This window comes from Labrys neptuniae, assembly GCF_040797145.1.
Lineage (GTDB): Bacteria > Pseudomonadota > Alphaproteobacteria > Rhizobiales > Labraceae > Labrys > Labrys neptuniae.
This window is the reverse complement of record NZ_JBFNQD010000015.1, coordinates 76,806-103,064: the sequence shown is the minus strand read 5'-3', so window position 1 is coordinate 103,064 and position 26,259 is coordinate 76,806. Positions and strand designations below refer to the sequence as shown.

General features: G+C 64.5%; 29 protein-coding genes. 7 read left to right on the top strand and 22 right to left on the bottom strand.

The annotated features are described in order from the left end of the window. Positions 1–3: 3 nt before the first annotated feature. From ABXS05_RS28745 to sdhC, 4 genes are all read right to left on the bottom strand, one after another. A complete protein-coding gene (locus ABXS05_RS28745) occupies positions 4–783 on the bottom strand; it encodes a succinate dehydrogenase iron-sulfur subunit (RefSeq protein ID WP_311934503.1) in 780 nt (259 codons plus the stop codon). 86 nt (positions 784–869) lie between these two features. Further along, entirely contained in the window at positions 870–2,696 is a 1,827-nt protein-coding gene (gene sdhA, locus ABXS05_RS28740) for a succinate dehydrogenase flavoprotein subunit (RefSeq protein ID WP_311934504.1), read from the bottom strand. 22 nt (positions 2,697–2,718) lie between these two features. Next, complete coding sequence (gene sdhD / locus ABXS05_RS28735) at positions 2,719–3,105, bottom strand: succinate dehydrogenase, hydrophobic membrane anchor protein (RefSeq protein ID WP_149252777.1); 387 nt, start codon at positions 3,103–3,105, stop codon at positions 2,719–2,721. Positions 3,106–3,114: 9 nt separating this feature from the next. Then, entirely contained in the window at positions 3,115–3,534 is a 420-nt protein-coding gene (gene sdhC, locus ABXS05_RS28730) for a succinate dehydrogenase, cytochrome b556 subunit (protein WP_311934505.1), read from the bottom strand. Between the two features lie 217 nt (positions 3,535–3,751). On the opposite strand from sdhC, the gene ABXS05_RS28725 reads away from it, so the two are divergent. After that, positions 3,752–4,123 carry a YkvA family protein gene (locus ABXS05_RS28725; protein ID WP_311934506.1) on the top strand — a complete coding sequence of 124 codons (372 nt, stop codon included), beginning with the start codon at positions 3,752–3,754 and terminating at the stop codon, positions 4,121–4,123. 3 nt (positions 4,124–4,126) lie between these two features. On the opposite strand, the gene modC is transcribed toward ABXS05_RS28725, so the two are convergent. Beyond that, on the bottom strand, positions 4,127–5,230 hold the full coding sequence (gene modC, locus ABXS05_RS28720) for a molybdenum ABC transporter ATP-binding protein (RefSeq protein WP_367626231.1): 1,104 nt from the start codon (positions 5,228–5,230) through the stop codon (positions 4,127–4,129). Beyond that, entirely contained in the window at positions 5,227–5,682 is a 456-nt protein-coding gene (locus tag ABXS05_RS28715; protein WP_367626230.1) for a thiol-disulfide oxidoreductase DCC family protein, read from the bottom strand. The genes modC and ABXS05_RS28715 overlap by 4 nt, the downstream gene beginning before the upstream one ends. A gap of 217 nt (positions 5,683–5,899) precedes the next feature. Between ABXS05_RS28715 and ABXS05_RS28710 the strand changes: the two genes are divergently transcribed. Next, positions 5,900–7,075, top strand: coding sequence for an NAD(P)/FAD-dependent oxidoreductase (locus ABXS05_RS28710; protein ID WP_437178708.1), 1,176 nt, complete (start codon positions 5,900–5,902; stop codon positions 7,073–7,075). A 149-nt stretch (positions 7,076–7,224) separates the two neighbouring features. On the opposite strand, the gene ABXS05_RS28705 is transcribed toward ABXS05_RS28710, so the two are convergent. Both ABXS05_RS28705 and ABXS05_RS28700 read right to left on the bottom strand, forming a co-directional pair. Further along, positions 7,225–7,731, bottom strand: coding sequence for a disulfide bond formation protein B (locus ABXS05_RS28705; protein WP_367626229.1), 507 nt, complete (start codon positions 7,729–7,731; stop codon positions 7,225–7,227). Continuing rightward, on the bottom strand, positions 7,722–8,330 hold the full coding sequence (locus tag ABXS05_RS28700) for a YqaA family protein (RefSeq protein ID WP_311934510.1): 609 nt from the start codon (positions 8,328–8,330) through the stop codon (positions 7,722–7,724). Before ABXS05_RS28700 ends, ABXS05_RS28705 begins: the two co-directional genes overlap by 10 nt. A gap of 405 nt (positions 8,331–8,735) precedes the next feature. On the opposite strand from ABXS05_RS28700, the gene ABXS05_RS28695 reads away from it, so the two are divergent. The 4 genes from ABXS05_RS28695 to ABXS05_RS28680 all read left to right on the top strand — a co-directional run bounded on the left by ABXS05_RS28695 (position 8,736) and on the right by ABXS05_RS28680 (position 13,221). Beyond that, complete coding sequence (locus ABXS05_RS28695) at positions 8,736–10,139, top strand: murein hydrolase activator EnvC family protein (RefSeq protein ID WP_367626228.1); 1,404 nt, start codon at positions 8,736–8,738, stop codon at positions 10,137–10,139. Continuing rightward, on the top strand, positions 10,136–11,470 hold the full coding sequence (locus ABXS05_RS28690; protein ID WP_311934512.1) for a S41 family peptidase: 1,335 nt from the start codon (positions 10,136–10,138) through the stop codon (positions 11,468–11,470). Before ABXS05_RS28695 ends, ABXS05_RS28690 begins: the two co-directional genes overlap by 4 nt. 147 nt (positions 11,471–11,617) lie before the next feature. Continuing rightward, on the top strand, positions 11,618–12,610 hold the full coding sequence (gene bmt / locus ABXS05_RS28685) for a betaine--homocysteine S-methyltransferase (protein ID WP_367626227.1): 993 nt from the start codon (positions 11,618–11,620) through the stop codon (positions 12,608–12,610). A 116-nt stretch (positions 12,611–12,726) separates the two neighbouring features. Continuing rightward, on the top strand, positions 12,727–13,221 hold the full coding sequence (locus tag ABXS05_RS28680) for a hypothetical protein (RefSeq protein ID WP_367626226.1): 495 nt from the start codon (positions 12,727–12,729) through the stop codon (positions 13,219–13,221). A gap of 276 nt (positions 13,222–13,497) precedes the next feature. Here ABXS05_RS28680 and ABXS05_RS28675 read toward each other — a convergent pair whose 3' ends face one another. The 4 genes from ABXS05_RS28675 to argH form a co-directional block, all read right to left on the bottom strand. After that, positions 13,498–13,959 (bottom strand): hypothetical protein, encoded by a 462-nt coding sequence (locus tag ABXS05_RS28675; RefSeq protein WP_367626225.1) that lies wholly within the window; start codon positions 13,957–13,959, stop codon positions 13,498–13,500. 105 nt (positions 13,960–14,064) lie between these two features. Then, complete coding sequence (gene lysA, locus ABXS05_RS28670; protein WP_367626224.1) at positions 14,065–15,330, bottom strand: diaminopimelate decarboxylase; 1,266 nt, start codon at positions 15,328–15,330, stop codon at positions 14,065–14,067. Positions 15,331–15,348: 18 nt separating this feature from the next. After that, positions 15,349–15,552: an LPS translocon maturation chaperone LptM gene (lptM, locus tag ABXS05_RS28665; protein ID WP_068291140.1), complete on the bottom strand. Its 204-nt coding sequence runs from the start codon at positions 15,550–15,552 to the stop codon at positions 15,349–15,351. Between the two features lie 157 nt (positions 15,553–15,709). Further along, on the bottom strand, positions 15,710–17,092 hold the full coding sequence (argH, locus tag ABXS05_RS28660; protein WP_311934518.1) for an argininosuccinate lyase: 1,383 nt from the start codon (positions 17,090–17,092) through the stop codon (positions 15,710–15,712). A gap of 15 nt (positions 17,093–17,107) precedes the next feature. On the opposite strand from argH, the gene tlpA reads away from it, so the two are divergent. Next, entirely contained in the window at positions 17,108–17,785 is a 678-nt protein-coding gene (gene tlpA / locus ABXS05_RS28655) for a thiol:disulfide interchange protein TlpA (RefSeq protein ID WP_311934519.1), read from the top strand. A 13-nt stretch (positions 17,786–17,798) separates the two neighbouring features. Here tlpA and ABXS05_RS28650 read toward each other — a convergent pair whose 3' ends face one another. From ABXS05_RS28650 to ABXS05_RS28605, 10 genes are all read right to left on the bottom strand, one after another. Then, the gene (locus ABXS05_RS28650) at positions 17,799–18,968 is read right to left on the bottom strand and encodes a serine hydrolase domain-containing protein (protein WP_367626223.1); all 1,170 of its coding nucleotides are present in this window, start codon (positions 18,966–18,968) and stop codon (positions 17,799–17,801) included. 249 nt (positions 18,969–19,217) lie between these two features. After that, positions 19,218–19,946 carry a GIN domain-containing protein gene (locus ABXS05_RS28645; RefSeq protein WP_367626222.1) on the bottom strand — a complete coding sequence of 243 codons (729 nt, stop codon included), beginning with the start codon at positions 19,944–19,946 and terminating at the stop codon, positions 19,218–19,220. A 36-nt stretch (positions 19,947–19,982) separates the two neighbouring features. Then, entirely contained in the window at positions 19,983–20,579 is a 597-nt protein-coding gene (locus ABXS05_RS28640) for a DUF1700 domain-containing protein (protein WP_367626221.1), read from the bottom strand. Further along, on the bottom strand, positions 20,576–20,902 hold the full coding sequence (locus tag ABXS05_RS28635) for a PadR family transcriptional regulator (RefSeq protein ID WP_311934523.1): 327 nt from the start codon (positions 20,900–20,902) through the stop codon (positions 20,576–20,578). Before ABXS05_RS28635 ends, ABXS05_RS28640 begins: the two co-directional genes overlap by 4 nt. A gap of 247 nt (positions 20,903–21,149) precedes the next feature. After that, on the bottom strand, positions 21,150–21,629 hold the full coding sequence (rlmH, locus tag ABXS05_RS28630) for a 23S rRNA (pseudouridine(1915)-N(3))-methyltransferase RlmH (RefSeq protein WP_367626220.1): 480 nt from the start codon (positions 21,627–21,629) through the stop codon (positions 21,150–21,152). A 5-nt stretch (positions 21,630–21,634) separates the two neighbouring features. Next, positions 21,635–22,018, bottom strand: a complete 384-nt coding sequence (rsfS, locus tag ABXS05_RS28625) for a ribosome silencing factor (protein ID WP_376717645.1) — start codon at positions 22,016–22,018, stop codon at positions 21,635–21,637. 167 nt (positions 22,019–22,185) lie between these two features. Then, the gene (locus tag ABXS05_RS28620) at positions 22,186–22,818 is read right to left on the bottom strand and encodes a nicotinate-nucleotide adenylyltransferase (protein WP_367626219.1); all 633 of its coding nucleotides are present in this window, start codon (positions 22,816–22,818) and stop codon (positions 22,186–22,188) included. A 358-nt stretch (positions 22,819–23,176) separates the two neighbouring features. Next, the gene (gene leuC, locus ABXS05_RS28615) at positions 23,177–24,598 is read right to left on the bottom strand and encodes a 3-isopropylmalate dehydratase large subunit (protein ID WP_367626218.1); all 1,422 of its coding nucleotides are present in this window, start codon (positions 24,596–24,598) and stop codon (positions 23,177–23,179) included. Positions 24,599–24,713: 115 nt separating this feature from the next. Further along, a complete protein-coding gene (locus ABXS05_RS28610; RefSeq protein WP_394310945.1) occupies positions 24,714–25,466 on the bottom strand; it encodes a phosphodiester glycosidase family protein in 753 nt (250 codons plus the stop codon). 125 nt (positions 25,467–25,591) lie between these two features. Beyond that, positions 25,592–26,233, bottom strand: coding sequence for a LysE family translocator (locus ABXS05_RS28605; protein ID WP_311934528.1), 642 nt, complete (start codon positions 26,231–26,233; stop codon positions 25,592–25,594). Positions 26,234–26,259 lie beyond the last annotated feature (26 nt).

The window sequence follows — 26,259 nt, the reverse complement described above, 5'->3', positions numbered from 1 at the left end:
TCCTCACACCTGCCTTGCCACCATCATCTTCTTGATTTCGGCGATTGCCTTGGCCGGGTTCAGGCCCTTGGGGCAGGTCTGGGCGCAGTTCATGATGGTGTGGCAGCGATAGAGCTTGAAGGGGTCCTCCAGCTCGTCCAAGCGATCGCCGGTGCGCTCGTCGCGGCTGTCGATCAGCCAGCGATAGGCCTGCAGGAGGGCAGCCGGGCCGAGATAGCGGTCGCCGTTCCACCAATAGCTCGGGCAGGAGGTGGAGCAGCAGGCGCACAGGATGCACTCGTAGAGGCCATCGAGCTTTTCACGGTCGCCATGGGTCTGGCGCCATTCCTTCTCGGGCTGGGGCGTGTCGGTCTTCAGCCAGGGCTCGATCGAGGCATGCTGGGCGTAGAAGCGCGTGAGATCGGGCACGAGGTCCTTCACCACCGGCATATGCGGCAGCGGATAGATCTTGATCACGCCCTTGATGTCGTCCATCGCCTTGGTGCAGGCGAGCGTGTTGGCGCCGTCGATGTTCATGGCGCAGGAGCCGCAAATGCCTTCGCGGCAGGAGCGGCGGAAGGTCAGCGTCGGATCGATGGTGTTCTTGATCCAGATGATGGCGTCCAGCACCATCGGGCCGCAATCGTCGAGATCGACGAAATAAGTATCGGTGCGCGGGTTCGTCTCGCCGTCCGGATCGTAGCGGTAGATCTTGAACTCGCGCAGATTCTTCTGGTTCTCCGGCTTCGGCCAGACCTTGCCGCCGACGATGCGGGAGTTCTTGGGAAGTGTGAGCTGAACCATTTTCGGGTCTCTCGTGGGCTGCGGCAAGGCGCCCGGATAAGTCTGATGATGTCAGGCTGGCGGCTCGCGTCAGCGAGCTGCCTTTCTCAATAAACGCGTGCCTTCGGCTCGATGTACTGGACGTCGTTCGACATGGTGTAGGTGTGCACCGGCCGGTAATCGATGCTGACGGACTTCTTCTCGGTATCGGCCCAGGCCAGCGTGTGCTTCATCCAGTTCTGGTCGTCACGGTTGGGGAAATCCTCGCGCGCATGGGCGCCGCGGCTTTCGGTGCGGTTCTCCGCGCCATCCATGGTGACCACGGCCTGGCTGATCAGATTGTCGAATTCCAGCGTCTCGATCAGGTCCGAGTTCCAGATCAGCGAGCGGTCGGTGACGCGGACGTCGTCGGCGCTCTGCCAGACCTGGTGGATCTTCTCCTTACCCTCGGCAAGGGAGGTGCCGGTGCGATAAACCGCGCAATCGTTCTGCATCACGCGCTGCATCGAGAGCCGCAGCTCCGCCGTCGGCGTGCCGCCCTTGGCATAGCGCAGGCGATCGAAGCGGGAGAGGGCCTTCTCGGCCGAATCGGCCGGCAGGTCGGCATGCTTTTCGCCGGGCTTGAGCATCTCGGCGCAACGCAGGCCCGCCGCACGGCCGAAGACCACGAGGTCGATCAGGGAATTGGAGCCGAGGCGGTTGGCGCCGTGCACGGAAACGCAGGCCGCTTCCCCCAGCGCCATCAGGCCGGGCACGATCGCATCGGGATCGTTGCCCTTCTTGGTCAGCACCTCGCCGTGATAATTGGTGGGGATGCCGCCCATATTGTAGTGCACGGTCGGCAGCACCGGGATCGGCTCCTTGGTGAGGTCGACGCCGGCGAAGATGCGGGCCGATTCGGAGATGCCCGGCAGGCGCTCGGCCAGGATCTTGGGATCCAGATGGTCGAGATGCAGGAAGATGTGGTCCTTGCGCTTGCCGACGCCGCGGCCCTCACGGATTTCCATGGTCATGGCGCGCGAGACCATGTCGCGCGGGGCGAGGTCCTTCACCGAGGGGGCGTAGCGCTCCATGAAGCGCTCGCCTTCCGAATTGGTGAGGTAGCCGCCTTCGCCGCGGGCGCCTTCGGTGATCAGGCAGCCGGCGCCGTAGATGCCGGTGGGGTGGAACTGCACGAACTCCATGTCCTGCAGCGGCAGGCCCGCCCTGAGCACCATGGCATTGCCGTCGCCGGTGCAGGTATGGGCCGAGGTCGCAGTGAAATAGGCACGGCCATAGCCGCCGGTCGCCAGGATGGTGCGGTGGGCGCGGAAGCGATGGATGGTACCGTCATCCATCTTCAGCGCCACGATGCCGCGGCAGCGGCCCTCCTCGTCCATGATCAGGTCGAGGGCGAAATATTCGACGAAGAACTCGGCCTGGTGCTTGAGCGCCGCGCCATAGAGCGTGTGCAGCATGGCGTGGCCGGTACGGTCGGCGGCGGCGCAGGTGCGCTGGGCGATGCCCTTGCCGAAATCGGTGGTCATGCCGCCGAAGGGGCGCTGGTAGATGCGGCCATCCTCGGTGCGCGAGAAGGGCACGCCCCAATGCTCGAGCTCGTAGACGGCGGCCGGCGCGTTGCGCACCAGATATTCGATGGCGTCCTGGTCGCCCAGCCAGTCCGACCCCTTCACGGTGTCGTACATGTGGAAGCGCCAGTCGTCGCGGCCCATATTGCCGAGCGAGGCGGCGATGCCGCCCTGGGCGGCCACGGTGTGGGAGCGCGTCGGGAAGACCTTGGTGATGCAGGCGGTGCGCAGTCCGGCCTCGGAACAGCCGACCACGGCGCGCAGGCCCGCACCGCCGGCACCGACGACCACGACGTCATAGGTGTGGTCGGTGATGGGATAGGCGGTGCCCAGGGCGGAGGGATTGTTAACAGTGCCTTCGGCCATAAATAAATACCCCGAAACTGGGTTACATCCCGAAATTCAATTTCAGCAGAGCGTAGAGGCACGCAGCCCCCACAAGCAGCGAGAAGAAGGTGTTGGCGAGTACCGCCAGGATCTTCAGGCTTTCGGTCTCGACGTAATCCTCGATGATCACCTGCATGCCGGCCCGCATATGGACGATGCCGGCGATGATGAACAGGAACAGCAGAATGGCGACGAGCGGCGACGACAAGGTGGCGATCGCCGTGGCCTGGCTCGCGTCGGCAAGGCAGACCACCGTCAGCACGAAGGCGATGGTGAGCGGCACCATGGCGGCGCCGGTGAGGCGCTGCAGCCAGAAATGATGGGTACCGGACTTGGCCGAACCGAGGCCACGCACGCGGCCGAGAGGGGTCTTGAGGCTCTTGCTCATGTCGGATCCTCAGAAGGCCAGCAGGCCGATGAGCCAGATCAGCACGGTGAGCACCACCGACCCGATCAGATTGGCCCAGGCATAGGTATCGCGTTCGCCCGGTCCGAGGCCGTGGCCGAAGTCCCAGATGAAGTGGCGGATGCCGCCGAGCATGTGGTGCATCAGGGCCCAGGTATAGCCGAACAGGATCAGGAGGCCGATCGGGCTGCCGATCACCCATTGCACCCAGGCGAAGGCCGAGGGGCTGGTCGCCGCGGCCAGAAGCCACCAGGCGAGCAGCAAGGTACCGACATAGAGAGCCCCGCCGGTGACGCGGTGCAGGATCGACATCGTCATGGTGATCGGCCAGCGATAGATCTGCAAATGCGGCGACAAGGGACGCGAATCAGCCAGACCAGATTTGCCGGCGGACGCGTTTGGATCGGCCATCGGAAGGACCTCCAGTTTCGACCCGTTATAATCTTGCTGCGATGCGATATCCTGTCGGCGGGCTCAGTGCAATGGATTAGAACGCGAATCCCGAGATCCTGGCGGATTTTGGGCGCAGAGCAGCCATGCAGATCGAAATATTTTCATGACGCAAGGGTATGTAGCGCTTGAAACCGCTGAAGGCGGGGCCACATGCTTTCGCGTTGAGGAGGGTACCATGGTCACACAGTCGCGTATGTATGACGATGCCGGCCGTCGTTTCGAGCGGCGCAAGGCGCAGCTCAAGGCCGATTTCCTGCCCAAGCTGAAGCTGGCGCTCGCCCATGTCCCCTTTGCTTCCGATCTCTTGGCCGCCTATTACGCGGTGCTCGATCGCGATACGCCCTTCAAGGTAAGGGCGACGCTGGCGGCTGCGCTTGCCTATTTCGTGCTGCCCTTCGACGTCGTTCCCGATTTCATCGTCGGCCTCGGCTTCACGGACGATGCCGCCATTCTCTATGCCGCCATCCGCATGGTTTCCGGCGCCATCCAGCCGCGCCATCACGAAGCGGCCCGGCGCTGGCTGGACGAGGTGAAGAAGGCCCGCTAGCCCTCAACGCGCATCGATCGAGGCGGCCTTGATCATGGCCAGCACGGTGTCGCCCTGGCCCAGGCCCAGTTCATCCACGGCGTTGCGGGTGATGAAAGCGGACAGCATGTCGCCGCCGGTCAGCGCGAGATCGACGCGGGCGACCGGACCATCATCGGCATCGATCGTCTTGACCTCACCCGCCAGCATGGTGCGGATCGACACCGCTCCCGGGCGCTTCATGGCGAGCGAAACGTCGGAGCCGCGCACCACCACGCGGACCTTGGCGCCGGGCGTGCCGGCGCGGCCGGGAATGCTGATCGGGCCGGCGGGGTGGTCCAGGGTCGAGAGGCCGTAATGCTCGTCGTAGCTGCGCACCCGCGCTTCCAGCAGTGAGACCGTCTCGAAGCGCTGATTGGAGAGCGGGCCAAGGAGTGAATTTGGAGCCGGCGCCAGCACTTCCTGCGGCGTGCCGATACGGCTGACCTTGCCGGCTTCCAGGACCACGACACGGGCGGCGAGGCGCGCGACCTCCTCCACCGCGTGCGAGACATAGAGAATCGGCACTTTCATCTCGTCGCGCACGCGTTCGATCAGCGGCAGGATTTCGAGCTTGCGCGGGGTGTCGAGGGCAGCGAGGGGCTCGTCCATCAGCAGGAGGCGAGGGGAGGCCAGCAGAGCGCGGCCAATGGCGACGCGCTGCTTCTCGCCCCCCGAAAGCGCATTTGGGCGGCGCTCCAGCAGCTTTCCGATGCCGAGCACGCCGACCACTGCGTCGAAATCGAGCTTCGGGCCGGCCGCGACGTTGAAGAATCGGCGGTTGAAGAAGCGGCCATAAAGAAGATTCTGCCGGGCGGTCAGGTGCGGGAAAAGCTGGGCGTCCTGGAAGACGAGGCCGATCCGGCGCCGATGCGGGGCGAGGAAAATGCGCGTGGAGGCTTCGAACAGCGTCTGCCCATCCAGGCGGATATGGCCATTGTCGGGCCGGATCAGCCCGGCCATGGCGTTGAGGAGCGTGGTCTTGCCCGAGCCCGAGCGTCCGAACAAGGCGGTGATGCCGCCATCGGAGGTGAAGGCCGATTCGAGCGTGAAGCCGGCGCGCCGGACGGTGATGTCGGCCTCGATCATGCCGCGCTCGCCAGATCGGGCAAGGTGGCGATGAAGCGCGAACGGATCTCCGGGGTCGGCATCAGGCAGCTTTCGCGCTTGCCGAACAGGCGATAGCGGTTGCGGGCGATGCGGTCATAGAGAAAGTCCCGCACGGGCCGGGGAAGAGCCTTCAGCACTATCGCCCAGCGCCAGCCCGGCAGGCCCCGGCCGATGGCGATGGCCGCGTCCGCCTTGAAATAGGCCATGCCGTCGCTGACCACGGCGACAGCCTCGGGATCGTCAGTCCGGATGCCGAAGCGGCGGGCGAGCGTGGCGCCCGCCTCGCTCAGGACGGCGACGAATCGAAACCGGCCGACGGCATCGCGGGGGATCACGAAGGCCACCATGCCTGAACACAGCACGCAGACCCCGTCGAACAGGATCAGCCCGTCGGGCAGGTCGCTTGCAGGCTGCGGCCGCCAGGAACTCACAGACACTCTCCCATGGCGTTTTGCGATTTGACGGAGTCGCCTCGAATCGCAAAGACGTTCGAGCCAATCCCTCGGATTGGCTTGGAAACAAAGAGATAGAGCAAATGAGCGTTCATGCTTGAACGCGCTTTGCTCGAGGACGTTGCGCATATCCCGTCTCCGATCATAGAAAGGCCGACCCCCGGGTGCAATCGCCCCTTCTGCCAGCGAGTTTCTCGTGATCCCTTTCTCCTCGGACATCGTCATCGTCGGCGGCGCCGCCATGGGCTCCGCTACCGCCTATTTCCTCAAGGTCCAGCTCGGTTTTGCCGGCACCGTCACCGTGGTCGAGCGGGATCCCACCTACGCCCATTCCTCCACCACCCTCTCGGCGGCCTCGATCCGCCAGCAATTCTCCACGCCCGAGAACATCCGCATGAGCCTGTTCGGGCTGGAGATCATGCGCGGTCTCAAGGAGCGCTTCGGGCCGGGCGCCGATATCGGCTTTCATGAGGGCGGCTACCTCCTGCTGGCGAGCGAGGGTGGCAAGGCGATCCTTGAGCAGAACTGGCAGGTCCAGCAGGCCGAGGGCACGGCGATCGAACTGCTCGGCCCCGAGGCCCTCAGCCATGAATTTCCCTGGCTCAATGTCGAGGGCATCGCCGCCGGTGCCTATGGCCGCCGGGGCGAGGGTTGGTTCGATGCCCATTCCCTGCTCGATCTCTTCCGCAAGGCGGCCCGGGATGCCGGCGCCGTCTATGTCAAGGACGAGGTGGTGGGCATCGATCACCGGGATGGCAAGGCCGAGGCGGTCAGGCTGAAATCGGGCGGGCGCATCGCCTGCGGCACGCTGGTCAACGCGGCGGGGCCGCAGGGCGGCGACGTTGCCGCCCTCGCCGGCCTCGCTTTGCCGGTCGAGCCGCGCAAGCGTTCCGTCTTCGTGGTGCGTTGCAAGACCGAGTTGCCGCGCATGCCGCTGCTGGTCGAGCCGGGCGGCATCTATATCCGGCCGGAAGGCGACGTCTATATCTGCGGCGGTGCCGAGGACGAACGCGGCGAGAAGCGGGCCGATGGCGATTTCGAGGTCGACTACAGCCTGTTCGAGGAGGCGGTCTGGCCGGCGCTCGCCACCCAGGTCCCGGCGCTGGAGGAGCTCAAGCTCGTGCGCGCCTGGGCGGGACATTATGAATACAACACGCTCGACCAGAATGCGGTGATCGGCCCGCATCCTTCCATGCCGAACTTTTTCTTCCTCAACGGCTTTTCAGGCCACGGCCTGCAGCAGGCACCCGCCGCCGGACGCGCGGTTGCCGAACTGATCACGACGGGCCGCTTCCAGACGCTCGACCTGTCGGTGTTCGACTATTCGCGCGTGATCGAGAACAGGCCGGTCTTCGAGCTCAACGTGATCTGAAATGTGGTCATCCCGTGCGCGATGCAGCATGCAATGCTGCGTCGCTGACACGGGATCGTAAGACGAAGAAGGTGCTCGAACGGGAAGGCGATCCCGGATCTGCGCCGCATCACTTCGTGCTGCGCCGCGTCCGGGATGACAGCGCTTCCTCAGCCAGACTTGGCCGCGCTCAAAGCCCCCTTCAGCGAGATCAGCACCATAACGGCCATGACGATGGCGTTCCAGCCGGCCAGGGAGAGGCCGAGGATGCGCAGGCTCGGATTGGTGCAGGACACCACGGTGGAGCTGTCGATCGCATCGAGCAGCCCGCCGACATTGGCTGGGTTGGAGCCGATATTGCCCGCGGCGCAATTGGCCGGACCGAGCCAATATTCCCACTCCGCTCCCGCCTGGTAGATGCCGAGGCCGCAGCCATAGGCGAAGAGGATGGCGAGCAGCAGCAGCGCCGCGGCCATGACCTTCCGGGGCAGTCTGTCGCCGATGAAAGCGAGGATGAAGGCGATGGGCACGCCGATATAATAGGGCCAGCGCTGCTCCAGGCAGAGCGGGCAGGGGGCGTAGCCGAAGCCATGCTGCAGCACCAGGGCGCTGACGATGACGACGAGGCCGATCAATCCGGCCGCCAATGCGGCGCGGGAACTGAGATTTACTGGCATGTGGCACTACCACCGGTGGGCATCAGATGTTCGACGACGAAGAACCCGCCAACCAGCACCACCACGAAGGCGATGGCGACGACCGTCAGGTGCTTCTCGATAAAGGTGCGGATACGCTCGCCCAGCAGGTTGAGGATGCCGGCCAGGATGAAGAAGCGGGCGCCGCGCGTGAGCAGGGACAGCAGGACGAACCAGAACAGGCTGTAGCCGGCAAAGCCGGAGGTGATGGTGACGATCTTGTAGGGGATCGGCGTCAGGCCTTTGATCAGGATGATCCAGCTGCCATACTGGGCATAGAGGCAGCGGAATTGCTCGACGCCGTGCTCATAGCCATAGGCCCGGATCAGCCAGGAACCGACGGTGTCGTAGAGCAGCCAGCCGATCATGTAGCCGAACACGCCGCCCAGCACGGAGGTGACGGTGCAGACGGCGGCATAGAGCCAGGCCCTCTTGGGTTTGGCGACCGCCATCGGCACCAGCATGACGTCGGGCGGAAAGGGAAAGAAGGAGCTTTCGGCAAAGGAAACGATGCCGAGGGCCCAGACGGCCCGGGGACTTTCCGAAATGCGGATCATCCAGTCGTAGAAGCGGCGCAGCATGATCGTCCCTAAAGCGCTTTCCTGAAAAGTTGACAGACTTGTCGATTAAGAAAGCGCGTCAAACAGGCAATTTGAACAAGGCATGATCCAAGGAAATCGCACCTTGTTCGATGCAGCCACCGAAGCGACTGCATGGTTGAATGGCAGGCGGGCATGACGGCAGTGCGATTGCGGCATGTTCGCGGCGGGATGAGGCCCCTTACAGCATTTTTGGTTGAGAAAATGCGTCAAAGCGCCAAATTGGAAAAAAATCGCGATTCGCATGACATCGCGACAGGCCATTTCCCGGTGGTATGGCCGGTCTGCCCCAGAAAAGACGGGATGACACGCCACTATCCCTCGACAACAATGAAGAATCGTTAACGATTGAAACTTCGTTAACCATATTGGTCGCATCAATCTGGAATGAACCACGACAGCGCAAACTCGATCATCGGCTCCGTCCTTGCCGGGGCGTTGCTGGCGCTGTGCGTGGCCTTGCCGTCGGCAAGAGCCGAGACGCCGCCAGCGGCCCAGGATGTTCCGGCTGCGGCCCCGTCCGCCACCGACGGGGCGGCCGCCAAGCGCCAGGACCTCGCACGCATCCAGGGCGAGATCAAACTGTCCGACGAGACCCTGGCCCGCCTGCGCAAGGAGATCCAGGCCATCGGGGCCGACAGCGAGAAGCTGCGCCAGCAACTGGTCGAGACCGGCAACCAGACGCATGAGACCGAGGCCAAGGTGCTGGGGGCGGAGGCAAGGCTGGCTTCGCTCGACAGCAACGAGGACAATATCCGCGTCTCGCTCGATTCCAAGCGCGGCCTGCTGATCGAGGTGCTGGCCTCGCTGCAGCGCATGGGGCGCAATCCGCCGCCGGCCCTGCTGGTCAGTCCGGACGACGCGCTGGAAGCGGTGCGCACGGCGATGCTGCTGGGTGCAGTGCTGCCGGAAATGCGCCAGGAAATGCAGGCCCTCGTGGCTGATCTCAAGGAACTGGCCCGGGTGCGCGGGGAGATCACCGTCGAACGCGACACGCTCAAACAGGCGCTGATCACCCTGGCCGAGCAACGCACCCGCACCCAGCTTCTGGTCGAGGAGCGCCAGAAGGTGCTGGCCCAGGAGCAGAATACCCTCGCCACCGAGCAGGCCCATGCCACCGCTTTGGCGCAGGAAGCGGCCAATCTCAAAGATTTGATCGCCCGCATGGAGCGCGAGGTGGCGCCGGCCAAGCGTGCCGCCGACACGGCCGATGCGGCGACGAACCAGGCTCGGCCGTCCCTTGCCGCCCTGCAGGATCCGAGCCGCCTGACCCCGGCCATGCCCTTCGACCAGGCCAAGGGCCTGCTGCGCCTGCCGGTAACCGGCGCGATGCTGCGCGGCTTCGGTGCCGATGACGGCAATGGCGGCGCGACCAAGGGCATGACCCTGACAGCGACGCCCGGCGCCAGCGTCACCGCGCCCTGCGACGGCTGGGTCGTCTTCGCCGGCAAGTTCCGCTCCTACGGCCAACTCTTGATCATCAATGCCGGTGGCGGGTATCATATCGTGATGGCCGGCATGGATAAGATCAATGTGGGGCTGGGCCAGTTTGTCTTGACGGGCGAGCCGGTTGCCGCCATGGGTTCAGGTCCGTCTCTGGGATCGGATGCCGATCCGGGATCACAGGCGGGCTTGGGTAAGACAGATACGGGAATGCAGGCGACGGCTGCGGCGTTTGGCGGTGCTTCAAGCGCAAGGCAACCCGCCCTATATATAGAGTTTCGCAAAGACGGTGTTTCCATAGACCCCACCCCGTGGTGGGCCAATCAAGGCGAGAAGGCACGCGGATGATTCGCAAGCTTCCCATTCTGTTCTGCGGCGTGGCCATGGGCGCGATCGCGACGATCGCGGTAACGCAGCCCCACCTGCTGCTGATGGGCGGTGCCAACGCCGCCGTCACCGACACCTACAAGCAGCTCAACCTGTTCGGCGACGTGTTCGAGCGGGTGCGTTCGGACTATGTCGAGCAGCCTGAGGACGGCAAGCTGGTCGAAGCGGCCATCAATGGCATGCTGACCTCGCTCGATCCGCATTCGAGCTACATGGATGCCAAGAGCTTCCAGGACATGCAGGTCCAGACCAAGGGCGAGTTCGGCGGTCTCGGCATCGAAGTGACCCAGGAAGACGGTGCCATCAAGGTGGTCTCGCCGATCGATGATTCGCCGGCTTCCAAGGCGGGCGTGCTTGCGGGCGACCTGATCACCGCCATCGACGGCGAGGCGACGCAGGGCATGACGCTCCAGCAGGCCGTCGACAAGATGCGCGGCGCCGTCAACACGCCGATCACCCTGAAGATCCTGCGCAACAAGGGCGAGCCGATCGACATCAAGGTGGTGCGCGACATCATCAAGGTGCAGTCGGTCAAGGCCAAGAAGACCGGCGACGACATCGGCTATATCCGCATCACCCAGTTCAACGAGCAGACCTTCGACGGCTTGAAGAAGAATATCGACAAGCTGAGCAAGGAGATCGGGCAGGACAAGCTCAAGGGCTACATCATCGACCTCCGGAACAATCCGGGCGGCTTGCTCGACCAGGCGATCCAGGTCTCCGATGCCTTCCTCGAGCGCGGCGAGATCGTGTCCACGCGCGGCCGCCAGGCCGATGACGTGCAGCGCTATTCCGCTCGTGGCGGCGACCTGACCAATGGCAAGCCGGTGATCGTGCTGGTCAATGGCGGCTCGGCCTCGGCTTCGGAAATCGTCGCCGGCGCCCTGCAGGACCACAAGCGTGCCACCATCCTGGGCACGCGTTCCTTCGGCAAGGGCTCGGTGCAGACCATCATCCCGCTGCAGGGCAATGGCGCGTTGCGCCTGACCACGGCGCGCTACTACACCCCGTCCGGACGCTCGATCCAGGCCAAGGGCATCGATCCGGAGATCGTGGTGCAGGAGAACGTGCCGGACGATCTCAAGGGCAAGGATCAGACCAAGGGCGAGTCCGGCCTGAAGGGCCATCTGGCCAATCCGGATGCGGACAAGACCGAAGAGGGCGGCTCCTCGGCCTATGTGCCCGCCAACGAGAAGGACGATACCCAGCTCAACAAGGCGATCGACCTGCTGCATGGCGTGCAGAAGAGCGCTTATTTCCCGCCGGATCCGAAGGCGGGCGTGCCGAACTGAGGCCGTCTCTTCCTTCACCGCTTCTGCAACGCCGGGCTTGTCCCGGCGTTGCTGTTTTTGGGAGCGAGGCCGTTCCCGGACATTCCTGCTTGAATCGCGCCCGCAAAGGCCTATGTGGAAGCATGGTTTCTCGATGAAGGACACGCCATGCGCCTGACCGAACTTCTGGCTCAAAAGCCCGTGCTGCTCGCAGATGGGGCCACCGGAACCAATCTGTTCGAGATGGGCCTGATGTCGGGCGATCCGCCGGAGATGTGGAACCTCGACCATCCCGACCGCATCCACGCGCTGCATCAATCCTTCGTCGATGCCGGGGCCGATATCATCCTGACCAATTCCTTCGGCGGCAATCGCCGGCGCCTGGCGCTGCACAAGCTCGACGGGCGCGTGAAGGAACTCAATGCCGCGGCGGCGCGCAATGCACGCCAGGTTGCGGACGGCGCGGGCCGTCCGGTGGTGGTGGCCGGCTCGGTCGGCCCGACGGGCGACCTCTTCCAGCCGCTCGGGCCGCTGACCGAGGACGAGGCCGTCGAGATCTTTGTCGAGCAGATCGAAGGGCTCAAGGAAGGCGGCGCCGACGTGATCTGGATCGAGACGATGTCGGCCGCCGAGGAGATGCGCGCTGCGGCCAAGGCGGCGGTCAAGGCCGGCATGCCCTATACGGTGACGGCAAGCTTCGACACGGCCGGCAAGACCATGATGGGCATTCCGCCCTCGGCCATGCCGGAGGTTGCCGGTGGCGTCGATCCCAATCCCGTCGCGGTCGGTGCCAATTGCGGCGTCGGGGCTTCCGACCTGCTGGTCTCCGTGTTGTCGATGACCGAAGCCAATCCCGATGTGGTGGTGATCGCCAAGGCCAATGCCGGCATCCCGCAATTCCACGGCGATCATATCCACTATTCCGGCACGCCGGAGCTGATGGCCAACTATGCGCGGCTCGCCATCGATGCAGGCGCGCGCATCATCGGCGGCTGCTGTGGCACCTCGCCGGCCCATCTCGCCGCCATGCGCCAGGCCATCGACGGCCATGTCCGCGCCGAGCGCCCGGATGCGGCCAAGGTGATCGCCGAGATCGGTCCGCTGGTCGCCCCGCCCAAGGCAGGCGGTGGCGAAGAGGTGCGCCGCCGGCGCCGGCATTGAGCCGGCCGCGCTGGTTCCCTGCAGAACAGCCGGCCCGGGCCAAGCAACCTAAGACAGGACAGCCATCGCGCGGAGCCTCTCCGCCGCGATGGCGTTCATATCGCAAGGAGAGGCCGATGCGCCGCCTGATCCGTTTCTGCGCCCTGATCGCCCCGCTCCTGAGCCTCACCATTGCGACCGGGCCGGCGGCGGCGCGTGACTGGAGCGACTACGCCAATGCGCGTTTCGGCTACCGCATCTGCTATCCGTCCGACCTCATGACGGCGGAACCCGAGGCCGACAATGGCGACGGACGCGTCTTCTCGGCCCCTTCCGGCGCGAGCTTGCGGGTCTGGGGTTCCTACAATGCCGCGGAAGAAGACATCGATGCAATCGTCAACGGCGTCGCCGGTGACGGCAAGATCACCTACCGCAGCGCGGCGAAGAGCGGGGTGGTGGTCTCAGGCCGCAAGGATGGCGAGATCTTCTATGCCAAGGTCCTCTTGCAGAAGGACAAAACAGGCGCGGTGGAAACCATCCGCGCCTTCCGCCTGACCTATCCGGCCAAGGAAGCGGCGACTTATGACGCCGTCGCGGCGAAGCTGGCCAAGTGCTTCGGCATTGCCAGGTGAGCACGGAGCAAGCGCGGATCAAAAGGGCTGATCGAGGGACCATTTCCCGCAGAAATTGTCGGGGTAGCGTAGCCCCTCACCCATACCCTCTCCCCGTAAGAACGGGGCGAGGGGGACTTTGATCGCGTATTTCATATACAACCCCGATCGTCTCGCTCAACCGCCGGGCGAGATGAAGGGTCTGAGGATCGAGCGCGACGCCCGTGCCCCCTCGCCCCGTTCTTACGGGGAGAGGGTACGGGTGAGGGGCGGCACTGCGCTACAAAAACAATCGTCCTATCGACCGCAGGCCTTGGCCAGCGCAGCGGCTCCCTTGGCGACGCCGGCCAGCTTGATCCTCTCGCTCTGGCCGCTGAAGGCGATCTTGAGGGTGCGGCCCTTGCCGAGGACGACGGTCCAGTCCGGGTCGAAGGCTGCCTTGGCTTCCAAGGTGAGCCCGCTCAGTTCGTCCTCGACCGCCTGCATGGGCACATCGACCTGCCCGCCGTCGGAACTGAAACTGACCACGCCGCTCCAGCCCTTGCGGATCTTGTCGGCACCAGGCCGATAGGTGATCGAGAAGGCCTTGCCCTCGGGTTCACAAAAAAGACCCAGCGGCTGGTCGTCGGTGTCGGGCACCTCATAGGCCACGACCACCGATTCCGGCGACTGGCGAAGCTGCCAGCGATAGGCGTCCGCCAAGGCGGGCGTGGCCGCGGCGACGCTGGCGAGAAGGGAAAGTGCAACGAGACTGCGCATGGATCCTCGGAGTTCCAGATGGAATGACGGCCTTACGACAGGATCGGGAAGCGGGCTGTTCCCGGAAACACTCTCTGTTCCCGGGAACGCGTTCCCGTCGCAGGATCACAGCCAGTCCGGCACCTTGTCGAGCCCGAGCAGTTCGTCATAGCTCGGGCGAGGCCGGATCACCGCGAACTTGTCGCCGTCCACCAGCACTTCCGGGATGAGGGGACGGGTGTTGTAGGTACCCGACTGCACGGCGCCATAGGCGCCAGCCGACATCACCGCCACCAGGTCGCCGCGCGCCACCACCGGGATATCGCGGTCGAGGGCGAGATAGTCGCCGGTCTCGCAGACCGGGCCGACCACGTCGGCCGTCACCATGGCGCCGCCGAGCGGGCGTTCCTTGATCGGCCAGATCGCATGATAGGCTTCATAGAGCGTCGGGCGGATCAGGTCGTTCATGCCGGCGTCGACGATGACGAAGGTCTTGCCCTCGCCCTCCTTCACGAAGGCGACCTCGCTCACCAGGATGCCGGCATTGCCGGCGATCAGGCGGCCGGGTTCGAACACCAGCGTGGCGCCGAGATCCTTGGCATAGCGCTTGACCACCGCGGCATAGTCGTCGGGATGGGGCGGCGGCTCGTTGTCGTCGCGATAGGGAATACCGAGGCCACCGCCGAAATCGATGTGATCGATGACATGGCCGTCGGCCCTGAGGTCCCTGACCACGCCGACCAGGCGTTCGATCGAGGCATCATAGGGCTCGAGCGCCGTGATCTGGCTGCCGATATGCATGTCGACGCCGGTGACCAGGATGCCCGGCAGCTTGGCCGCACGGGCATAGATGGCACGGGCCTGGGCGATCGGGATGCCGAACTTGTTCTCCGACTTGCCGGTGGAGATCTTCTTGTGGGTCTTGGCGTCGACGTCCGGGTTGATGCGCAGCGACACCCGGGCTATCCGGCCCTTGGCGCTGGCGCGCTGCGACAAGAGCTCCAGTTCGGGCTCGGACTCGACGTTGAAGCACAGGATGTCCTCGTCGAGCGCATAGTCGATTTCGCGCACGAGCTTGCCGACGCCCGAGAACATGATCTTGCTGGCGGGTACGCCGGCAGCGCGGGCGCGCCGTAACTCACCCTCCGAAACCACGTCCATGCCGGCGCCGAGCTTGGCGAGCAGGCGCAGCACGGCGAGATTCGAATTGGCCTTCACCGCAAAGCAGACCAGCGAGGGCACATCGCTGAAGGCGCCCGCGAACACCTTGTAGTGCCGGCGCAGCGTGGCGGCCGAATAACAGTAGAAGGGCGTGCCGACGGCGGCGGCGATCGCCGGCAGTGCGACATCTTCGGCATGAAGCACGCCGTTGCGATAAGTGAAGTGATGCATGGTCGGTTCGGTTCGAAATCAGTTCAACAGGAAGTCCATCGGCAGCTTGCGGTCCGGTTTCACATAGCCCGGATCCTTCTTCTTGTTGTAGCCATTGCCATCGCCAGTCGTGACATGCTGCTCGGGCGGCGGCTCGAGCTTGCCCTTGCGGCCACAACCAGCCAGGCCGAGGGTCGTGACCAGCGTCAAAGCAAGCGCGATGCGGAACGCATTACCAGCCATGGGGAACTCCAGTGTTTGACGCTGTGTAGCACGAATTTTGATTTGGTGTTCTTTGGAGCGCGGACATCTTGTCCGCTCTTCCTATCCTGTCGGCATGGTGGTTCCAAGAGCGGACATCGCAACATGCAAGCATGTTGCTGTGATGTCCGCGCTTCGGCTATTTCGCCAGTGCCTTCAGCCACTTCCTGGCCTGGGCCTTGACGTTGACAGGCGCCGTGCCGCCATAGGAGATACGGCTGCGGACCGACTTTTCCACGCCGAGTACGGCGAAAAGCCCCTGATGGATACGTGGCTCCACCGATTGCATCTGCGCCAGCGAGAGCTTCTCCAGCGGCAGCTTGGCTTCGGCGGCGATGCCGACCAGGCGGCCGGTGACGTGATGGGCCTCGCGGAAGGGCAGGTTGAGCTCGCGTACCAGCCAGTCGGCAAGGTCGGTGGCGGTGGCATAGCCCGAGCCAGCCGCCGCCTTCATGCGCTTGAGGTCGGGCACCATGTCCCTGACCATGCCGGCCATGGCCGCCGTGCACAGCGACAGGGTCTGCAGCGCGTCGAAGGCCGGTTCCTTGTCCTCCTGCATGTCCTTGCCATAGGCGAGCGGCAGGCCCTTCATCATGGTGATCAGGCCGACCAGCGCGCCGATGACCCGGCCGGCCTTGCCGCGCACCAGTTCGGCTGCGTCGGGATTGCGCTTCTGCGGCATGATGGACGAGCCGGTGGTGAACTTGTCCGACAGCGCCACGAAGGCAAATTGCGGCGTCGTCCAGATCACGATCTCTTCGGCAAAGCGGGAGAGATGCATGGCGGTGATCGAGGCGGCGGCGAGCGCCTCCAGCACGAAGTCGCGATCGGAGACCGAATCGAGCGAATTGGCGGTGGGGCGGTCGAAGCCGAGCGCCTTGGCCGTGGCATGGCGGTCGATCGGGAAGGAGGTACCGGCGAGCGCGGCGGCGCCGAGCGGGCATTCGTTGAGACGACGGCGCGCATCGGCGAAGCGGCCGCGGTCACGGCCGAGCATCTCGACATAGGCGAGCAAATGATGCCCGAAGGTGACCGGCTGGGCCGATTGCAGATGGGTGAAGCCCGGCATCACGGCACCGGCGAAGGCGAGCGCCCTCTCGGCGAGCGCGGTCATCAGGTCTTTCAGCTGGGCGTCGAGATCGTCGATGGTGTCGCGCACCCACAGCTTGAAATCGGTGGCGACCTGGTCGTTGCGCGAGCGGGCGGTATGCAGGCGGCCGGCCGCCGGCCCGGCAATCGCTGCCAGGCGCGACTCGACATTCATATGGATGTCTTCGAGCGCACGCGAAAAAGTGAACGAGCCGCTCTCGATTTCGCCGCGGACCGCCTCTAGACCATCCGCGATGGCCTTGGCATCGGCGGCGGCGACGATCCCTTGCTTTTCCAGCATGGCGAGATGCGCCAGAGAGCCGCGGATGTCCTGGGCCCATAGGCGCTTGTCAAAGTCGATCGAGGCGTTGATCTCTTCCATGATCGCGTCCGGTCCCGACTGGAACCGGCCGCCCCACATTTTGTTGCTCATCCGGATAGGCTTTCAGTGAACGAGAATAGTCGGCAGGAACATTCTGAGAGTCAGCCACCGCAAGGATCGAACCGGCGCTGGCTGATCGGCGCGGCAATCCTGGCGGGAGCCGTGGTGGGTGTTGCCGCGGTATACGGGACAAAGGGCGGCTCGGGCAATCAGGAAAGCGCGTCCTGCCCTGCTTCGGCGGCGATTGCCGCTCGCGTCGACCCGCTGGCCAAGGGCGAGGTGGCGGCCCTCGCCGTTTCCAAGGCGCCCCAGCCGCTGGTGCCGATCAGCTTCCAGAAGGCGGATGGCAGCAAGACGACCCTGGCCGATTTCAAGGGCAAGACCGTGCTGCTCAACCTGTGGGCGACCTGGTGCGTGCCCTGCCGCAAGGAAATGCCGGCTCTCAATCAGCTGCAGGCCGATCTCGGCGGCAAGGATTTCGAGGTCGTGGCCGTCAATATCGACACGCAGGGACCCGAGCGGGTCGAGGCCTTCCTGAACGAGACCAAGATCGACAAGCTGCATCGCTATGCCGATCCCTCGACCGGCATCCTGCAGAGCCTGCGCAACGAGGGCCTCGGCCAGGGCCTGCCGACCTCGGTGCTGATCGACAAGCAGGGCTGCCGCATCGGCGCCATGGCCGGCCCGGCCGAGTGGGCCAGCGAGGATGCCAAGGCGCTGATCAGGGCGGCGATCGGGTCCTGACACTCCGTGCGACCTACGGCTTGGCAGCCGGCAGCACGTAGCGGTTGAGGATGGCGGCGGCGAATCCGCCCTCGTCCTGGCCGCCATAGCGCCCTGCCTGCACCATCATGGTAAGGTCGAGCGACGGCACGATGAAGAGGCGCTGCCCGCCATAGCCGAAGCCGGCGATCCATTCGATGGTGCGGCGGTCGACCAGGGAGCGCCCGAGCCAGAACTGGAAGCCGTAGAACATCGCGTTGGGAGCATTGACCTGCGGCGCCGTCGCCATCTCGATCCACGTGGCCGGCACGATCTGCTTGCCGTTCCAGGCGCCCTTGTCGAGCACGAGCTGGCCGAATTTCAAGGTGTCAGCCGGCAGGAGACGCAGGCCCGAAGCCGCAACCGGCTCGCCAGTTTGCGGATAACGCGCCCAGTCGACCTTGGTGATGCCCAAGGGCTCGAACAGGGTTTCGCGGGCGAACGCGTCAAGAGGCTTTCCGGTGGCTTGGCGCAGCACACAGGCAAGCAAGCCGGTGGTCCCACCGCTATAGGTCCATACCGTGCCGGGGTCATGGGTCACGGGCTGCTCCAGCACATAGCGGCAGGGATCCTTGGCCATGTCCATGCCGTTCTCGCTATTGCGAAGATCGCTGTAGGGGAGCTGCTCGCTCCAGGCCAGGCCCGGCGACATGGTGAGAAGATGACGCAGCGTGATGCCCTGTTTTTGCGGGGTGCTCAGATCGGCATAAGCGGGCAGCAGCCCCAGCACCGGCTGGTCGATCGAGGCGACCCAGCCCTCGCCCACGGCGATGCCGACCAGCAGCGACACCACGCTCTTGGTGATCGAACGCAGATCGTGCGGAACGTCCGGCCCGAAGGTAACGTCCTTTTCGGGCTGGCCCCAATGGGAATCGGAGCCGGTGAAATAGCGTTCGAACACCAATTTGCCGTGCCGGGCGATCAGCACGGCATGGACATTGTCCTCCTTCGCCAAGTCGAGCCTCTGGGCGAGCGTGCACAGGCTTTGCGGATCGAGGCCGACATCGTCGGGCGTGGCGACCGGCCAGCCCGATGTGCCCAATCCCTCGCTGCCCTTCCCGGGCGCGCCACAGGTCGATTGGGCCTCCGCCGGGCCTGACAGCCCGGCCGTGGTCATGCCGGTCAGAAGAATAGCCAAGGCAACGGAAAAGCTATGGGGTCGCATGAGCGCCTCCTTGCAAGGTGTGACGGGGAGATGGGAACAGCGAGACTTCGACCGGAATAAGCCTGGAATTCCACGGGTTTATCCGTGGACGCGGGACGCGAAGGGACAGCCATCCCCGACGCCGCTCGAGGCGACGGGAAGGAATCAGTGCTTTGAGTCGGGGCGGCTAGTGCAAAGCGCGTTCTGGTGACGGCACTTGCTTGTTCCCGTTCCTTGCGTCGAGGTGATTCCGTCTAGTCACACTGTGATTTATGGAATTGCCTCGATCCGGCCGCTGCCGTGGATCTGTGTCGTAAGCCTGGGCTTGCCGCGCAGTGTGACATTGCCGCTGCCGGAAAGAGTGACGTCGGCACTCTCGCTGGCGGCGATGCCTGCCTCGCCGCTGCCGCTGATGCGGATCTCGGCCGCCTTGGCGGAGAGTTTGGCCAGATCCGCGTTGCCGGAGCCGGAGATGCGCAGGTTCAACTGGTCCACCGAGCCTTCGCCGGTCGCCTGCGCGCTGCCATGGAGGCGAAGATCGAGTCGATCCTGCGCGATCGCCGCGAGATGGAGTTCGCCGGATCCATTCACCGTCCAGTCCCTGACGGTGCCACCTGTCAGCCGCACCGCGATGGCGCCGTCCGGGAGATCGCAGTCCTCGTCCAGCTCAAGGCGGCCCGCCGAAAGGCGGACATGGCCGATCAGGGCGGGATCACCGCTGATCACGGCGCTGGATTGCGAGCCGGGAGCATAGCTCACGCTGGCCGGAACGGCGATGACGAGCGAGCCGTCATTGTCCCAAGGCAAGGTGACCGAACCGGCCTTGGCATCGCTGCTTTGCGGTGTTTCGGGGCAGCTTCCCCATCCCGTCAGCGCCGCTCGGTGCCAGCCTCGCCACGGTGAGCCGTAATTCGGGCCTGCAAGGCTGGTGCCGAGGAACAGGCAGGCCAAGGCGATCAGGAAGGAGAAGGCCGCCAGTTTTCCGAGTTTCGAGGGCATGGTGCCTCCCATGGCGCCTGCGGGGCGCGAACATTGTCACGGCGTGGCGACGGAGCGTGGAGGGGAAGTGAGCAAGCGGGTATAGCGCCGGGCATGGGCGGCCATCGCCTTCAGTCCGGCATTGAGACCGAGCAGGAAGAGGCAGCTCAGGCACACCGCCATGGCGATGAAACCGAAGCCGATGAAGGCCCGTCCGAGATGGGCGAGAAGGGGCGCGCCATCCCACATGAAAGCCGAATGGAGCACCATCGCCGAGCCGCCGAGCGCCAGGGCGAAGGCGACCAGGCCGAGGACGAGAAAGACCACCAGAAGGATCGAAAGAACCGGCAGCAGCACGAAGAGGTCGAGCATGGCCAAGCCGGTGAGCGCGGCGATCGCGCCCAGCACGGTCGACGGGCTCGGTCGCGCCTGCAACTGGCGCAGGCCGCTTTCCGCCTTGAGCGCCCGGGCGAGCTGGACGGGATCGCCGAGCATCTGCACCACGTCGTCCTCGCTGCGCCCGGCCTCCTGCGCATCGGTGAAATAGGCGGCATAGTCGCGCAGGACGTCCTCGATCTCCGCCGGCGGCAGCCCATCGAGACCGGCCTTCAACGCGTCGAGGAATTCCTGGCGAGAGAAGTCCTGGCGAGTCATGGCATGCCTTCCATTAGTCGGTCGACGGCGGTGACGAAATCCCGCCATTCGCGCTGGCGGGCCGCATAGGCGGCCTGGCCGGCGGGCGTCAGACGGTAATATTTGCGCGGCGGGCCGCTGGCCGATTCTTCCAGCCTGGTGCTGACCAGTCCCTCGGTCTGCAGCCGGCGCATCAGCGGATAGATGGTGCCTTCGCCCATGCCGACCCGCTCGGTGAGCGTGCTGGCGATCTCATAGGCATAGCTTTCACGCCGGTGCAGCAGAGCGAGGACGCAGAGCTCGAGGGCGCCCTTCTTGAGCTGGATATCGATGGAATCGGTCATGGCCTCCCTATGCTTCGAGATGGAGAATAATGCAAGGTACCTTTTAATGCAAGGTACCTTGCATTATTTATTCGAACTCCACGGATCGCCGACAAAAGGACGATGTGTGGGGGAGGCGTTCGCGACGGCGGTGGTTGAGATCGGCCCGGTCATTGGCCTCGGCGACTTTGTGCCTTCGCGCCAGGCTTTGGAAGTGCCGGCACGGTCAGGGGGGCTTTTGGGAAGATGGTCTCGGGGCGAGCGTGCGTCACACCCGGTGGTAGGGGTGGCCGGCGATGATGGTGGCAGCGCGATAGAGCTGCTCGGCCAGGAGAATGCGCACGATCTGGTGAGGCCAGGTCATCTTGCCGAAGGACAGCGACAGGATCGCGCGCGACCGGATCGCGTCACCATGACCATCGGCGCCGCCGATCAGGAAGGCAAGGGATTGGGTTCCACTGTCCCGCCAGCCCGCGATCTTGGCGGCAAACGCCTCGCTGCCGGGCGAGTTGCCGGTTTCATCCAGGGCAATGATGGAGGCCTGGCCGGCGGCCGAGAGCAGCTTGTCGGCCTCTTCGGCCTTGCGGTCTTCGGGCCGCCGGGCGCGGCTTTCGTCGATTTCGATGATGTCGAGCGGGCCGAGGGCGAGGCTCCGGCCACTGGCGTTCAGCCGCTCTGCATAACGGGCCACGAGATCGCGTTCCGGGCCGGCTTTGAGCCGGCCGACGGCGCAGATCATCAGGCGCATTCAGGTCAGCTCGGAAGCAGTTCGTTCGGGCGGCCTGACGACCACATCTTCTCGAGATTGTAGAAGGCGCGGACCTCGGGGCGGAACACGTGCACGATGACGTCTCCCGTATCGATCAGCACCCAGTCGCAGACCGGGACGCCTTCGATGCGGGGATTGCCGTGTCCGTTTTCCTTGAGATCCTTGGCGATGCGATCGCTGATCGCGGCGACATGGCGGGCCACCCGGCCTGTCGCGATGATCATGACGTCGGCGATTGCACTCTTGCCGCGCAGATCGATTTCCACAATCTCCTCGGCCTTCATGTCATCGAGGCCATTGAGGATCAGGCGAACCGTAGCTTCAACGTCCGGGCGGATCGCTCGGCTCACGGGATGAAGCGGAATCACGTCCGCTTCGCGTCTCACCAACGTGGTCAGGGGCACACCCTCTTGCTCATTGATTCGCGGACCTCCGCGAATTCCACTCGCTCCACAATATTAGCAAGCCATCGCGTCGATTCAATGACGCCAATAGAATTAAGCCTGCTCCGACATGGTTAATAAGTGGTTAATTTTTACCTTGTGGGCAAGCCCTGGCCGCTGGCCCGCAAAGCGGTTGAGGAATTGGCGTCGAGCGGCGCGTGCAGGAAGATCCAGGCTGGGGCTCGGCGATATTTCAGCGTCGCGGCCTGATATTCGGGGACGCGATAGGCGGCAAGCACACGAGCCGCCTTGGCAAGCGGGCCCTTGGTGGTGGCGCCGGGGCGGGCCACCACGGCGATGGCCACCCGCGAGGCGATGGCCTGCCATTGCTGCCAGCGGTGGAAGCCGGCGAGATTGTCGGCGCCCATGATCCACACAAAGGTCACGCCCGGGCAGCGGCGCTGCAGCCAGGCAATGGTGTCATAGGTATAGCGGGTGTGGATATCGGCCTCGATGCCGGTTACCTCGATGCGCGGGTGATCGGCGAGCCGGCGGGCGGCGGCTACCCGTAACTCGAGCGGGGGCAAGGCACGGTTGTCCTTGAGCGGATTGCCCGGCGTCACCAGCCACCAGACCCGATCCAGCCCGAGCCGCGTCAGCGCCACCAAGCTGGCATGGCGATGGCCTTCATGGGGCGGGTTGAAGCTGCCGCCGAACAGCCCGATGGTCATCCCCGGGGCAAAGGACGGCAGACGACGGGCATCGGCGGGCGAGAGATGGGGCATGAGGACTTGTTCGTGCACGGTCGCGCCGCCCCTCACCCTTATAGCGTTTTACGATTTGACGGCGTCACCAAGAATCGCAAAGACGCGTCCAAACAAAGAGTTAGAGTGAATAAGCGCTCACACTTGAACGCGTTTTGCTCTAGGTCTCGCCCAGAAATAACTGAAACGCCACCTTTGTCATGCCCGGGCTTGACCCGGGCATCCAGAGGCCTCGTCTGTGATGCCTGCAGGGAAGGGGCTGGATTGCCGGGTCAAGCCCGGCAATGACAAATGTCGGAGCCAATTCAGTCCCCTTTTTGACGGTCGCACCCTTGCTCTCTTCCCGCATATGGGGAAAGAGCCGGAGGGCGCTGCCCGCTTACGCGTTGGCCGCGATCTTTGCCCATTCGCGGATGTCGACGAAATGGCCGGCGATGGCGGCAGCGGCGGCCATCTGCGGCGAGACCAGGTGGGTCCGGCCCTTGTAGCCCTGGCGTCCCTCGAAATTGCGGTTCGAGGTGGAGGCGCAGCGCTCGCCGGGCTTGAGTTTGTCGGCATTCATGGCCAGGCACATCGAGCAGCCCGGCTCGCGCCAGTCGAAGCCGGCGGCCCGGAAGATCTTGTCGAGACCCTCGGCCTCGGCCTGCATCTTCACCAGGCCCGAGCCCGGCACGATCATGGCATTGACGTTGGCGTTGACCGTATGGCCCGCAACGATGCCGGCGACGGCGCGCAGATCCTCGATACGGCCATTGGTGCAGGAGCCGATGAAGACGCGGTCGAGCGCCAGGTCCTGGATGCGCTCACCACCCTGCAGGCCCATATAGGCCAGGGCACGCTGGATCGCGGCTTTCTTGTGCTCGTTCGGCGCATCGTCCGGATGCGGCACCTTGCCCATGATCGAGGCGACGTCCTCGGGGCTGGTGCCCCAGGTGACGATCGGCGGCAGGGCGGCGGCGTCGAGCTTCACCTCGCGGTCGAAATGCGCGCCATCCTCGGTGTAAAGCGTGTTCCAATAGGCCAGGGCCCTATCCCAGGCTTCGCCCTTCGGCGCCTTGGGGCGATCCTTCAGATAGGCGTAGGTCTTCTCGTCGGGCGCGATCAGGCCGGCGCGGGCGCCGCCTTCGATCGACATGTTGCAGATGGTCATGCGGCCCTCCATCGAGAGGGCGCGCACGGCCTCGCCGGCATATTCCAGCACATGGCCGGTGCCACCCGCCGTGCCGATCTCGCCGATGATGGCCAGGATGATGTCCTTGGCGGTCACGCCGTCCGGCAGCACGCCGTCGACGGTGACCCGCATATTCTTGGCCTTCTTCTGGATCAGCGTCTGCGTGGCGAGCACATGCTCGACCTCGGAGGTGCCGATGCCGTGGGCCAGCGCCCCGAAGGCGCCATGGGTGGAGGTGTGGCTGTCGCCGCACACGATGGTGGTGCCGGGCAGAGTGAAGCCCTGCTCAGGGCCGACGATGTGGACGATGCCCTGGCGCTTGTCGAGTTCGGAGTAGTACTCGACGCCGAAATCCTTGGCGTTCTGGGCCAGCGTGTTGACCTGCATGGCGCTTTCGGGGTCGTCGATGCCCTTGGAGCGGTCGGAGGTCGGCACGTTGTGGTCGACCACGGCCAGGGTGCGCTGGGGCGAATGCACTTGGCGACCCGAGACGCGCAGGCCCTCGAAGGCCTGCGGGCTGGTCACCTCATGCACGAGATGGCGGTCGATATAGAGCAGGCTCGTCCCGTCGGCGGAGGTTTCGACGACGTGATCGTCCCAGATCTTGTCATAGAGCGTGCGGGGAGCCATGGCTGTTCCTAGAGTGTGACGCGATTTTGACGGCTGATGTAGTCAAAAATGCCCGTCTGGAAAAGAGTGTAAAAACTAACAGCCTTGCGGCAAGCAGGAGCGCGTCGCGCCGGCGCTACGGTCCTTCCGTCACGCCCACCATCGGCCCCAGCGTGGTCCAGCCGCCGATCGCTGGCATGGGCGGCGCGTAGAGGGTGGAGATCGAGCCGTCGAGGAAGAGGGCGTTCTGGGTGCCCAGCCGGTCGCGGAACAGCTCGGCAAAATCGTGGAAGCTCACCGGCTCGGCCGAGATGGCGAAGATCACGATCTTGCCGTCGCGCACGCCGACGCCATTGCGGATCTTCTCCGACGGCCCGTCCGGCTGGATCTTGGGATGAATCTGGCCGTCGATCACCAGCATCGGGCCCGATTGCGTGGCGAAGCGGGCATTGATGCGGGCTTTCAGGAACCGGCTCGTCTCCATCACGCCGGCCTTGCCGTCGCCGAAATAGAACACGCCATTAGGCTTGAGATGGAAATTGCCGAAGCCGTTGCGGGTATTGGCATTGTGCAGGATGCGGCCATTCTCGACATAGAGGCCGACAGGGCCGAGCGCCTTGTCGTACATGCCGGCATTCATGGCGAAGATCAGCTTCTTGCCCTGGGTGTCCAGTTCCTGGGCGAGCCGGTCCGGACTGCCGAGCGGCGTGCCGTCGGCACCGCGCCAATAGAGGGCCAGACTGTCGTTCGACAGATCGAAACGGCACACGATGTAGCTGCGCCCCTTTGAGGTCATGTCCTCGCAGGCAGCCTCGGCTGCAACGGCCGAACCGATCAGAGCGACGATGGTTGCCAGGCCCAGCAGGGCTCGGCGCAGGAACGACGGCAAGCAACAACTCCCCAGAGCCAGGCGCATTTCGAGCAGAAACGCTTTTACTTTAACTCTTTGATTCAAAGCGATTTTGCGACTTGGAGCGATTCGGTCAAATCGCAAAACGCTTTAGGCGAACTCCGTCAGCGGGTCTGCGTGGTCAGGATCTTGAAGGCGAAAAGCCCGAAGACACCGGCGAAGGTGAAGTCGATGCCTCGCAAGACCCGCGGGCGGGCCTTCAGCCACGACACCACCTTCTCAGCCCCGAGAATCAATAGAAACGCAAACGGCAGATTGATGGCAATGAAATAGAGTCCCAAAAAGAAAAGTTTTTGGGAGGCATGGGGGTCGGCTGCATCGACGAATTGCGGCAGGAAGGTCAGGAAGAACAGCACCACCTTGGGGTTGGTGAGGTTGATGCCGAGCCCCACCATGAAGGTCGGCCAGAATCCGGCCTCCTGCTTGCCCTCATCGCGCACGTTCAGGGCCGAACCGGAGCGGATGGCGCCATAGGCAAGCCAGAGCAAATAGAGTGCGCCGACGATCTTCAGGGCCGTGAAGGCGGTGGCCGAGGCCGCCAGCACGGCCGACAGGCCGACCGCGGCGAAGAAGGTATGGAACAGGCAGCCGACCTGCGTGCCCAGCATGGCGGCGGTGCCGCCGCGCCGGCCGCCGGAGATGGTCTTGGCCAGCCACAGGCTCATATCGGGACCGGGCGTGATGAAGAGGAAGATGCAGGCGGCCGAATAGAGGGCAAGCGTATGGAGATCGGGTAGAAACGTCATCGCGACAATCCGCCAGCACAAATCAA

Excerpts from the sequence above, each read along its gene's own strand:
- ABXS05_RS28745 (WP_311934503.1), bottom strand. The coding sequence starts at position 783 with ATGGTTCAGCTCACACTTCCCAAGAACTCCCGCATCGTCGGCGGCAAG.
- sdhA (WP_311934504.1), bottom strand. The coding sequence starts at position 2,696 with ATGGCCGAAGGCACTGTTAACAATCCCTCCGCCCTGGGCACCGCCTAT.
- sdhD (WP_149252777.1), bottom strand. The coding sequence starts at position 3,105 with ATGAGCAAGAGCCTCAAGACCCCTCTCGGCCGCGTGCGTGGCCTCGGT.
- sdhC (WP_311934505.1), bottom strand. The coding sequence starts at position 3,534 with ATGGCCGATCCAAACGCGTCCGCCGGCAAATCTGGTCTGGCTGATTCG.
- ABXS05_RS28725 (WP_311934506.1), top strand. The coding sequence starts at position 3,752 with ATGGTCACACAGTCGCGTATGTATGACGATGCCGGCCGTCGTTTCGAG.
- modC (WP_367626231.1), bottom strand. The coding sequence starts at position 5,230 with ATGATCGAGGCCGACATCACCGTCCGGCGCGCCGGCTTCACGCTCGAA.
- ABXS05_RS28705 (WP_367626229.1), bottom strand. The coding sequence starts at position 7,731 with ATGCCAGTAAATCTCAGTTCCCGCGCCGCATTGGCGGCCGGATTGATC.
- ABXS05_RS28700 (WP_311934510.1), bottom strand. The coding sequence starts at position 8,330 with ATGCTGCGCCGCTTCTACGACTGGATGATCCGCATTTCGGAAAGTCCC.
- ABXS05_RS28695 (WP_367626228.1), top strand. The coding sequence starts at position 8,736 with ATGAACCACGACAGCGCAAACTCGATCATCGGCTCCGTCCTTGCCGGG.
- ABXS05_RS28690 (WP_311934512.1), top strand. The coding sequence starts at position 10,136 with ATGATTCGCAAGCTTCCCATTCTGTTCTGCGGCGTGGCCATGGGCGCG.
- bmt (WP_367626227.1), top strand. The coding sequence starts at position 11,618 with ATGCGCCTGACCGAACTTCTGGCTCAAAAGCCCGTGCTGCTCGCAGAT.
- ABXS05_RS28680 (WP_367626226.1), top strand. The coding sequence starts at position 12,727 with ATGCGCCGCCTGATCCGTTTCTGCGCCCTGATCGCCCCGCTCCTGAGC.
- ABXS05_RS28675 (WP_367626225.1), bottom strand. The coding sequence starts at position 13,959 with ATGCGCAGTCTCGTTGCACTTTCCCTTCTCGCCAGCGTCGCCGCGGCC.
- lysA (WP_367626224.1), bottom strand. The coding sequence starts at position 15,330 with ATGCATCACTTCACTTATCGCAACGGCGTGCTTCATGCCGAAGATGTC.
- lptM (WP_068291140.1), bottom strand. The coding sequence starts at position 15,552 with ATGGCTGGTAATGCGTTCCGCATCGCGCTTGCTTTGACGCTGGTCACG.
- argH (WP_311934518.1), bottom strand. The coding sequence starts at position 17,092 with ATGAGCAACAAAATGTGGGGCGGCCGGTTCCAGTCGGGACCGGACGCG.
- ABXS05_RS28650 (WP_367626223.1), bottom strand. The coding sequence starts at position 18,968 with ATGCGACCCCATAGCTTTTCCGTTGCCTTGGCTATTCTTCTGACCGGC.
- ABXS05_RS28645 (WP_367626222.1), bottom strand. The coding sequence starts at position 19,946 with ATGCCCTCGAAACTCGGAAAACTGGCGGCCTTCTCCTTCCTGATCGCC.
- ABXS05_RS28640 (WP_367626221.1), bottom strand. The coding sequence starts at position 20,579 with ATGACTCGCCAGGACTTCTCTCGCCAGGAATTCCTCGACGCGTTGAAG.
- ABXS05_RS28635 (WP_311934523.1), bottom strand. The coding sequence starts at position 20,902 with ATGACCGATTCCATCGATATCCAGCTCAAGAAGGGCGCCCTCGAGCTC.
- rlmH (WP_367626220.1), bottom strand. The coding sequence starts at position 21,629 with ATGCGCCTGATGATCTGCGCCGTCGGCCGGCTCAAAGCCGGCCCGGAA.
- ABXS05_RS28620 (WP_367626219.1), bottom strand. The coding sequence starts at position 22,818 with ATGCCCCATCTCTCGCCCGCCGATGCCCGTCGTCTGCCGTCCTTTGCC.
- leuC (WP_367626218.1), bottom strand. The coding sequence starts at position 24,598 with ATGGCTCCCCGCACGCTCTATGACAAGATCTGGGACGATCACGTCGTC.
- ABXS05_RS28605 (WP_311934528.1), bottom strand. The coding sequence starts at position 26,233 with ATGACGTTTCTACCCGATCTCCATACGCTTGCCCTCTATTCGGCCGCC.